The organism is Zafaria sp. Z1313 (assembly GCF_050563205.1).
Classification (GTDB): domain Bacteria; phylum Actinomycetota; class Actinomycetes; order Actinomycetales; family Micrococcaceae; genus JAZDCJ01.
This window is the reverse complement of record NZ_JBNWUK010000013.1, coordinates 81144-90608: the sequence shown is the minus strand read 5'-3', so window position 1 is coordinate 90608 and position 9465 is coordinate 81144. Positions and strand designations below refer to the sequence as shown.

General features: G+C 73.0%; 8 protein-coding genes and 1 pseudogene. 6 read left to right on the top strand and 3 right to left on the bottom strand.

What is annotated here, in order from left to right:
- From ACQ3I4_RS12350 to ACQ3I4_RS12340, 3 genes and pseudogenes are all read right to left on the bottom strand, one after another.
- Positions 1–389 (bottom strand): annotated as a pseudogene (locus ACQ3I4_RS12350) (transposase); the annotation flags it as partial.
- Between the two features lie 190 nt (positions 390–579).
- Positions 580–1572, bottom strand: coding sequence for an aminoglycoside phosphotransferase family protein (locus tag ACQ3I4_RS12345; RefSeq protein WP_430633615.1), 993 nt, complete (start codon positions 1570–1572; stop codon positions 580–582).
- Positions 1569–2792 (bottom strand): hypothetical protein, encoded by a 1224-nt coding sequence (locus ACQ3I4_RS12340; protein ID WP_329862591.1) that lies wholly within the window; start codon positions 2790–2792, stop codon positions 1569–1571. The genes ACQ3I4_RS12345 and ACQ3I4_RS12340 overlap by 4 nt, the downstream gene beginning before the upstream one ends.
- Before the next feature lie 79 nt (positions 2793–2871).
- Between ACQ3I4_RS12340 and rimP the strand changes: the two genes are divergently transcribed.
- The 6 genes from rimP (at position 2872) to truB (ending at position 9338) form a co-directional block, all read left to right on the top strand.
- Positions 2872–3483 carry a ribosome maturation factor RimP gene (rimP, locus tag ACQ3I4_RS12335; RefSeq protein WP_430633614.1) on the top strand — a complete coding sequence of 204 codons (612 nt, stop codon included), beginning with the start codon at positions 2872–2874 and terminating at the stop codon, positions 3481–3483.
- 1 nt (position 3484) lies between these two features.
- The gene (nusA, locus tag ACQ3I4_RS12330; protein WP_329862595.1) at positions 3485–4468 is read left to right on the top strand and encodes a transcription termination factor NusA; all 984 of its coding nucleotides are present in this window, start codon (positions 3485–3487) and stop codon (positions 4466–4468) included.
- A 99-nt stretch (positions 4469–4567) separates the two neighbouring features.
- Positions 4568–4897, top strand: a complete 330-nt coding sequence (locus tag ACQ3I4_RS12325) for a YlxR family protein (RefSeq protein WP_329862597.1) — start codon at positions 4568–4570, stop codon at positions 4895–4897.
- Between the two features lie 159 nt (positions 4898–5056).
- Entirely contained in the window at positions 5057–7867 is a 2811-nt protein-coding gene (gene infB / locus ACQ3I4_RS12320; protein ID WP_329862599.1) for a translation initiation factor IF-2, read from the top strand.
- Between the two features lie 102 nt (positions 7868–7969).
- On the top strand, positions 7970–8458 hold the full coding sequence (gene rbfA, locus ACQ3I4_RS12315) for a 30S ribosome-binding factor RbfA (protein ID WP_329862601.1): 489 nt from the start codon (positions 7970–7972) through the stop codon (positions 8456–8458).
- Positions 8442–9338 carry a tRNA pseudouridine(55) synthase TruB gene (gene truB, locus ACQ3I4_RS12310; protein WP_329862603.1) on the top strand — a complete coding sequence of 299 codons (897 nt, stop codon included), beginning with the start codon at positions 8442–8444 and terminating at the stop codon, positions 9336–9338. Before rbfA ends, truB begins: the two co-directional genes overlap by 17 nt.
- Positions 9339–9465: the final 127 nt, after the last annotated feature.

Sequence of the window (9465 nt, the reverse complement as noted above, 5' to 3'; positions counted from 1 at the left end):
CATCTCATCGACACCGGTCAGGCGGCGCTGACGCTTCTTGACGATGACCGGTGAGAAGGTCCCTTCCCGGTCCCGCGGCACGTCCACCTCCACCGGGCCCGTGGTCTCCGTCAGCACCGTTTTTGGGCGCACGCCGTTGCGGGAATTCGCGGTCTGCTTCCCTGCCGTATCGTGCTTTTCATATCCGAGATGCTCGGTCATTTCCTCATCGAGCGCGGTCTCGATCACGGTCTTGGTCAGCTGCTTGAGCAGACCGTCCGGCCCGGTCAGGGACAGGCCCTGTTCCTTCGCCATTCTGACCAGCTCGCGCGCAGCGTCGCCCTCGGATACTTTTCTGTCTTCTTTTCAGCGGTTTTCGTACTCGGCACAGCCTCAAGTGTTGCGGCCATATCGGGCTCCTCCCCGCCAGGCTTACCGCCCGGCGTGTCGAGCCGGATACACCGTTATTTCCACAGTCCCCCCACCCCGTCAAGCACTTTTTTCACAAGGCCTCTGACGACCGCCGGGAGGGAGCCTGAACGCACGGCCGCGGAGCGGCCGGCCCGCCGTCGCCGCCTGGCCCCGGGCAGACCATCCCGGCTAGGCGAGCGGCGCCAGCTGCTCCGCGCGCGGCAGGTTATCCAACGGCAGCCCGGCGAGCGCGGTGGCGACCCAGAGCGAGCGTTCGGCGTCGCCCGGCAGGCCGTGCCGGGTGAACCAGAGGACGTCCTCGACGGCCCGGGCGATCGACCACCCCCGGGCGCGTTCGACGTCGAGGCCGGCCGCGGCGCACAGCGCGCGCATCCGGGCCTCGAGGGCCGGCCCCTGGTTCCGCGCCGGCAGCTCGGCGAGGCGGTTGTGGAGCATGGGCAGGACCGAGAACTCGGCATCGCCGAGGTACGGCTGCGGGTCGATGGCCGCGAAGCCGCCCGCCGGACGCGCGAGGACGTTGAAGTAGTGGAGGTCCCCGTGGACGAGCACGGGCCGCCCGCCGCGCAGCGCGAGCGTTCCGCGTTCCTGGCAGCGCTCGAGCGCGGCCTGGAGCAGCGCCCGGGGAACGGGCCGGTCCAGCTCGAACCAGTCCTGTGGGAGCCCGTCGCCGAGGCGTTCGGCGACGTCGGACGTGCGCTCGAAGCGCGGCCACCCGTCCTCTTCGCCCACCGCGAGCGTCCGCACGATCCCTCCCCAGACCGGCACGGATTCCTCGACCGGGAGCAGCCCGAGCCCGGGACCGGGGACGAGGCGCTCGAGCAGGAGGGAGAAGCCGCCGTCGTCCTGGACCAGCCCGACCGCGCCGCGGCCGCCCCAGGCCCGCAGGGCCCACGCCTCGGCGCGCAGATCCTCTTCCGGCAGCGAGACCTTGAGGGCCAGCGGCGTCCCCGCCGCGTCCCGCACCGGGACGACGACGCCTGCGTGCCCCGCCCACCACGGGGCGTCGGCGGGATCGTGCACGAGCCGCCAGCGCTCCAGGAGCGCGCGGAAGTGGTCCGGCAGGGCGTCGAGCCAGGACCGGCCGCCGCGCAGCCGCAGCGCGTTGCGGCGCAGCACGGCGGGCAGCGCGTGCGGGTCCGGGAGGGGAGGCGGGGCGCTCATGGGAGGAGGACGACGGCGTCGTCCCCGGCGAGGGCGGCACCGGCGGCCGCCGCGGACCAGGCCTCGTGGGCGAGGGCGGCCCGCCAGCCGTCCGGGGCGTGGGAGGAGGCGTCCCGCAGGGCCGCGGCGAGCTCGAGCGAGGCGCTGGAGAGCATCCCGGCCCCGGCACCGGCGGCGGGAACGGCATAGGCGGGACGGCGCTGGGCCGGGCAGTCACCGGGTAGCGCGGACTCGATCCGGCGTCCGAGCTCCGCATACTCCGCGGCGTCGGCCCGCCACCGGGCCCGGTCCACGGTGGTGGAACGGTCCGCCGTGTAGGCGTAGGCGTAGGCGAGCCGGTAGGCCGCATCGGCGGCGGCGAGGTGGCTCAGCGCGGCCTCGTCCGGCCCCGCCGCGGCGCCGGCGTCCCCGGCCGGCTCCGCCGTGCACCGGGCACCGGGGAGGGCGCCGCCCGGCGTGGTCCGGTAGGCGTCCCCGGCGAGGACCGGCTCGGCAAGCTCCGCGTCCCCCGCCAGCCGCCGGGCCAGCAGGCCCTGTTCGATCGCGGCCGTCAGGAGCGAGCGGGCCGAATCCCCGGAGGATGCGACGGCGAGGTCCGCGAGGCGGTCGGAGGAGGCCGCCAGCTCGAGCGCGAACCCGGCCGCGTCCGGCGGTTCCGGGGGCGAGCCGTCAGGGCCGTCCTGCCCGCCGACTCCGCCTGCCGGAGGGGAACCGGCAGCCGGCGTCGCATAGGCCGCGGAGGTGCGCGGTCCCGTCGATCCCGGGCGGGACGCCGGAGCGTCCTGTTCGGCGTCCTCGGCGGCGGCCTCGCGGGCCGCCCGGTAGCCGGGCAGCAGGAGCTCGACGTGCCGGGCCAGGACGGCGCGGGCCGAGGCGAGCTCCGCGGCGCTCCAGCCCGCAGGCGCAAGGGTGGCTCCGGCGTCGTCCTCCGCGGCGGACCCCCGGGCGCCCTGGCCGTCCGCGGCGGCGTCCGGCACCGCGGGGTCCGTGGTGCCGGCGGCCAGCGATTCGAGCTGCTCCCACAGCAGGCCCACGTGTTCTTCGACACTGGGGGCGGCGTCCACGGGTGCGTCGTTCCCCGTCCCCGACGCGACCGTCCCGAGCCCCACGACGAGCGCGGCGACGAGGAGCAGGGCCGCGAAACGGCCGAACCAGCGGCCCGCGCGGCTCATCCGGGAGGCGCGGCGGACGGCGGGACGGGGTCTGGTGCGGCGGGACATCCCTCCGATCATCCCACGGAGGCGGGCCGTACCCCGTGCCGCACCGACGCGCGGCCCGGAACACGCGTCGGCGCCGATCATGGATAATCTTGACTGCACAACATCGAATACGTGGGAGGAAGCAATGTCCGGCCAGCCCGACGCCCGACCCGAGGCGGACCGCCTCAAGGAGTACCTGGAGCCGGCCGTCGCCTCCCACCGGCTCCATCTGGAGGACGTCGAGGTGCGCACCACCGGCAGCCACCGCACCGTCCACGTCGTGGTCGACCACCTCGAGGGCACCGACCCCGTGGACCTCGACACGATCGCCGAGGTCTCCCGCTCGCTCTCCGAGGCCATGGACCGCGACCCGCACGACGACGGGACGGCCTACGACCTCGAGGTCTCCTCCTTCGGCGTCGGCCGCCCGCTGACCCAGCCGCGCCACTGGCGCCGCAACGTCGGCCGGCTCGTCAAGGTCAACGTCCGCGAGGGCGAGAACCTGGCCGGCCGGCTCACCGAGGCCGGCGGGGACTCCATCACCGTGGTCCCCGACCTGCCCGTCAAGAAGGGCATGAAGCCCAAGCAGGGCGACCCCGTCACGGTCCCGTACGCGGCCATCCGCCGCGGAACCGTCGACGTCGACTTCACACGCTCCCAGGACCCCGCCGTGGACGTCCTGGACACCACCGACGAGGAAGAGGAGGCCTGACGTGGACATCGACATGAGCGCGCTGCGGCTGCTGGAACGCGAGCGCGAGATCCCCCTGGAACTGCTCATCCCCACCATCGAGCAGGCCCTGCTGATGGCGTACCACAAGTCGCCCGGAGCGATCGACAAGGCCCGCGCCGAGGTGGATCGCAAGAGCGGACACGTGACGATCTGGGCGACCGAGGTCGACGAGGACGGCAACGACGTCGGCGAGTTCGACGACACCCCGGACGGCTTCGGCCGCATCGCCGCCTCCACGGCCCGGCAGATCATCCTGCAGCGGCTGCGCGACGCCGAGGACGACAACATCCTCGGCGAGTTCCGCGGCAAGGAGGGCGAGCTGGTCTCCGGCCAGATCCAGCAGGGGAGCAACCCCCACATGATCCAGGTCAACCTCGGCACCATCGAGGCCGTCCTGCCGCCGCCCGAGCAGGTCCCGGGCGAGCGCTACGAGCATGGTTCGCGCATCCGCGCCTACGTCACCGACGTGCACAAGGGACCCAAGGGGCCCTCGATCACGCTCTCGCGCTCCCACCCGAACCTGGTCCGCAAGCTCTTCGAGCTGGAGGTCCCCGAGATCGCCGACCGTTCGGTGGAGATCGTCTCCCTGGCCCGCGAGGCCGGTCACCGCTCGAAGATCGCCGTCCGCGCCAAGGTCGCCGGGATCAACGCGAAGGGCGCGTGCATCGGCGAGATGGGATCCCGCGTGCGGGCCGTGATGAACGAGCTCAGCGACGAGAAGATCGACATCGTCGACTACAACGAGGACCCGGCCCGCTTCATCGCGAGCGCGCTTTCGCCGTCGAAGGTGAACTCGGTCACGATCGTCGACGCCGCGGCCCGCCAGGCCCGGGTCGTCGTGCCGGACTACCAGCTCTCGCTCGCGATCGGCAAGGAGGGGCAGAACGCCCGCCTGGCCGCGAAGCTGACCGGCTGGCGGATCGACATCGTCTCCGACGGCGTCAAGGGCCCCGAGCGGGGCTGACGCCGGGCGGGGTCCTGCGCGACCGCCGCCGTCAAAGGCGGTAGACTTGACCGTGGTCCGCCCAGGACCGGGAAGCCAGCACCAGGAGATCGAGCGATCGTGAGCGCGCAGAAGACGCCGCTGCGGACGTGCATCGGGTGCCGGCTGACCGCGGGGCAGGACCAGCTGCTGCGGTGGGTGTTGGATCCCCGTGGCGACGGCCCCGCCGTCGTCCCCGATCCGCGTCGCCGCAAGTCCGGTCGGGGTGCCTGGTTGCACCCGGACCCGGAATGCGCGGCCCGTGCCGTCAAGCGCCGGGCGTTCCCGCGTGCCTTCAGGGCCAACGTGGGAGCCGTCGAGCTCGACGAACTACTGGCCGCCATCGGCCTGTCCCCGTCCGGGGGAGAGGCCGTCCACACCGTCCAACGTGAAAGCGGGTCAGAAATCTGATGGAAACCCGATGAGTGTCAAGCGATGAGCGCCTAGCTATGAACCAGCAGTCTGGCGCAGCAATCGGCGCGCGGTCCCGTGACCGCGGCCTCGCAGAACAGCAAAAGACGGTCCGCACCTTGCAGAAGTGATCGCAGGGCGGACCGAGACAGGAGAAATGTGGCCAAGGTCCGCGTACACGAGCTCGCCAAAGAGCTCGGCATCACTTCGAAGGACGCAGTTGCGAAACTGCAGGAACTGGGCGAGTTCGTCCGTTCCGCCTCTTCGACCATCGAGGCGCCCGTCGTCAGGAAACTGAGGGACGCCTTCCCCACCGGCGGTTCCGCCGCGGGTTCCAAGTCCGCCGCGCAGAAGCCCGCCTCGTCCCCGCGCCCCGCGCCGGCGAAGCCGGCCGCAGCCGCGCAGCAGGCTCCCGCAGCACCGGCCGAGAAGCCCGCCCCGAAGCCGGCCGTCCAGCCGGAGGCGCCCGCGGCGCAGCCGGAGGCGCCCCAGGCGCCCGCCGCGCCGCAGTCGTCCCAGGCTCCGCGCCCCGGCGCGCGGCCCGCAGCCGGACCCAAGCCCGGCGGACCCCGTCCGGGCAACAACCCGTTCTCCTCGCAGCAGGGCATGCGCTCCTCCGACGGCGAACGCGGTGGATCCCGTCCGGGCGGCCCCCGTCCGGGCGCGCGTCCCGGCGGTCCCCGTCCGGGCAACAACCCCTTCGCCCCGCAGCAGGGCATGCGCTCCGGCGCGCCCCGTCCGGGCGGCGCCCCGGGTGCCGGCGGTCCCCGTCCGCCGGCCGGCGCAGGCGGCCCCCGTCCCGGCGCCCCGCGTCCGGGTGGTCCGCGTCCGGCCGGTGCCGGCGCGGGTGGTCCGCGTCCCGGCGGCCCGCGTCCGACCCCCGGCATGATGCCCAAGAGCATCGACCGCTCGGCCCCCGCGGCCGGCGGGCGCCCCGGTGCCCCCGGGCGCGGCCCGGCCCGCCCGGGCGGCGGTCCCGGCGGCGCCGGCGGTGGCGGCGGCTTCAAGGGCGGAGCCGGCCGCGGTCGCGGCGGCACGCAGGGCGCCTTCGGCAAGGGAGGCGCCGGCCGCGGCAAGCAGCGCAAGTCCAAGCGCGCCAAGCGCCAGGAACTGGAGCAGATGAGCGCACCGTCGCTGGGCGGCGTGAGCGTGCCCCGCGGCGATGGAGAGACCGTCGTCCGGCTGCGCCGCGGTGCCTCCATCACGGACTTCGCCGACAAGATCGACGCCAACCCGGCGGCGCTCGTGACCGTGCTCTTCCACCTCGGTGAGATGGCCACGGCCACGCAGTCGCTCGACGAGGCCACGTTCGAGGTGCTGGGCACCGAGCTCGGCTACAAGGTGCAGGTCGTCTCCCCGGAGGACGAGGAGCGCGAGCTGCTCGAGTCCTTCGACATCGACCTGGACCAGGAGGCCGAGGACGAGGGCGACGACGAGCTGGAGGCGCGTCCTCCGGTGGTCACCGTCATGGGCCACGTCGACCACGGCAAGACACGCCTGCTCGACGCGATCCGCAAGACCAACGTCATCGAGGGCGAGGCCGGCGGCATCACCCAGCACATCGGTGCCTACCAGATCCACCACGAGCACGAGGGCAACGACCGCGCGGTCACGTTCATCGACACCCCGGGCCACGAGGCGTTCACCGCCATGCGTGCCCGCGGTGCCAAGGTGACCGACATCGCCGTGCTCGTCGTGGCCGCGGACGACGGCGTGATGCCGCAGACGGTCGAGGCGCTCAACCACGCCCAGGCCGCCGGCGTGCCGGTCGTCGTCGCCGTGAACAAGGTGGACAAGGAAGGCGCCAACCCGGACAAGGTCAAGGGCCAGCTCACCGAGTACGGCCTGGTGCCGGAGGAGTACGGCGGCGACACGATGTTCGTGCACGTCTCCGCGCTCCGCGGCGAGGGCATCGACGAGCTGCTCGAGGCCGTCCTGCTCACCGCCGACGCGGCGCTGGACCTGCGGGCCAACCCCGACAAGGACGCCCGCGGCATCGCGATCGAGGCCAACCTGGACAAGGGCCGCGGCGCCGTCGCGACCGTCCTGGTGCAGTCCGGAACGCTCAACGTCGGCGACACGATCGTCGCCGGCCAGGCGCACGGACGCGTCCGCGCGATGTTCAACGAGAACGGCGAGACGATCGCGGCCGCCGGGCCTTCGCGCCCGGTCCAGGTCCTCGGCCTGTCCTCGGTGCCGCGCGCCGGCGACACGTTCCTCGTCACCTCCGACGAGCGCACCGCCCGCCAGATCGCCGAGAAGCGCGAGGCGGCCGACCGCAACGCGCAGCTCGCCAAGCGCCGCAAGCGCATCACGCTGGAGGACTTCGACCAGGCCGTGGCCGAGGGCAAGATCGACACCCTCAACCTCATCCTCAAGGGCGACGTCTCCGGCGCCGTCGAGGCGCTCGAGGACTCGCTGCTCAAGATCGACGTGGGCGAGGGCGTGCAGCTGCGCGTCATCCACCGCGGCGTGGGCGCGATCACGCAGAACGACGTCAACCTGGCGACCGTGGACAACGCGATCATCATCGGCTTCAACGTCCGTCCGGCCGAGCGCGTCGCCGAGCTGGCGGACCGCGAGGGCGTGGACATGCGCTTCTACTCGGTCATCTACTCGGCGATCGACGACATCGAGGCGGCCCTGAAGGGCATGCTGAAGCCCGAGTACGAGGAGGCCCAGCTGGGCACCGCGGAGGTCCGCGAGGTCTTCCGCTCCTCCAAGTGGGGCGCCATCGCCGGCTCGATCGTCCGTTCCGGCACGATCCGCCGAAACTCGAAGGCGCGGCTCGTCCGCGACGGCACGGTCGTCAACGGCAACCTGTCGATCGAGTCGCTGCGCCGCTTCAAGGACGACGCCACTGAGGTCCGCACGGACTTCGAGTGCGGCATCGGCCTGGGCTCCTTCAACGACATCAAGGAAGGCGACATCATCGAGACCTTCGAGATGCGTGAGAAGGAACGCGCCTAGCAGCGCCACCGCACGGAACGACGGCGGACCCCGCCCCGGTGGGGTCCGCCGTCGTCCGTGTCCCCCTGATAGTTTGTGAACAGGCAGTCCCAAGGAGGCATCATGGCCGATCCGGCCCGCGCGGCACGGCTCGCGCAACGCATCAAGGTCGTCGTCGCGCAGGCGCTCGGCAAGGTCGTCAAGGACCCGCGCGTCGAGGCCGTGACGATCACCGACGCCCGCGTCACCAACGACCTGCAGCAGGCCACGGTGTACTACACCGTGTTCGGCGACGACGAGGCCAAGGCCGGCGCCCGCGCCGCCCTCGAGAAGGCCAAGGGCGTGCTCCGCAAGGAGGTCGGCCGCAACCTGACCATCCGGCTCACCCCGACCCTCGAGTTCGTCCCCGACGAGGTCCCCGTCAACGTCTCCCACCTCGAGGAGCTGCTGCGCGCCGCGAAGGCCAGGGACGCCGAGGTGGCCGAGCTCGCACGGCAGGCCCAGCCGGCCGGGGACGCCGACCCGTACAAGCGGCCCGAGGACGAGGACGAGGACGAGGACGACGAGGACTGGGACGAGGACGCGGACGGGGCCGATGGCACCGGACGCTGACGGCACCGCGTCCGGCCTCGTCGTGGTCGACAAGCCCCAGGGCTGGACGAGCCACGACGTCGTCGGGCGCATGCGCCGCCTCGCCGGCACGCGCAAAGTCGGCCACGCCGGGACCCTGGATCCCCTGGCCACGGGCGTGCTCGTCGTCGGGATCAACAAGGCCACGCGGCTGCTGACGTACATCGTCGGCACCGGCAAGACCTACACGGCCACCATCCGGCTCGGCGAACGCACCCTGACCGACGACGCCGAGGGCGAGGTGCTCGAGCGCCGCATCGCGGCCGCCGTGACCGAGGAGATGATCCTCGCCGAAACGGCACGGCTCACCGGGACGATCCAGCAGGTCCCCTCCAGCGTGAGCGCCATCAAGGTCGGCGGCGAGCGCTCCTACGCCCGGGTCCGCAAGGGCGAGGACGTCGCGCTTCCGGCCCGGCCGGTGACCGTGGAACGCTTCGAGGTGCACGAGGTGCGCCGCGAGCGCGCGGGCAAGGTCCTCGACGTGGACGTCACCGTGGAGTGCTCCTCCGGGACGTACGTCCGCGCCCTGGCCCGCGACCTCGGGGAGGCGCTCGACGTCGGCGGCCACCTGACGGCCCTGCGCCGCACCCAGGTCGGACCCTACGGGATCGGCCAGGCGTCCACGATGGACGAGCTCGCCCGGGACCTGCGCGTCCTGTCCCTCGAGGAGGCCGCGCGGGCGCTCTTCCCGCACCGCGAGCTCACCGCGCACGAGGCCGGGGAGCTCTCCTTCGGGCGCCGCATCGACCCCAACGGGAGCGACGCGCTCACGGCGGCCTTCGCGCCGGACGGGACCCTCGTGGCCCTGCTCGGGAACAAGGGGGACCGGGCGAAGCCCGAGCTGGTCTTCGCCACCGCCTAGGCGCGACCCGGACCGGCACGCCAGCCGGCACGCACTTGCTCCCCGGAACGGCGCACGCCGTCCCGGGGCCGGGAGGCACGGGGGGGGCACAACAAAAAGGAACAGGGGGGGAGACACGGGAAAAGGA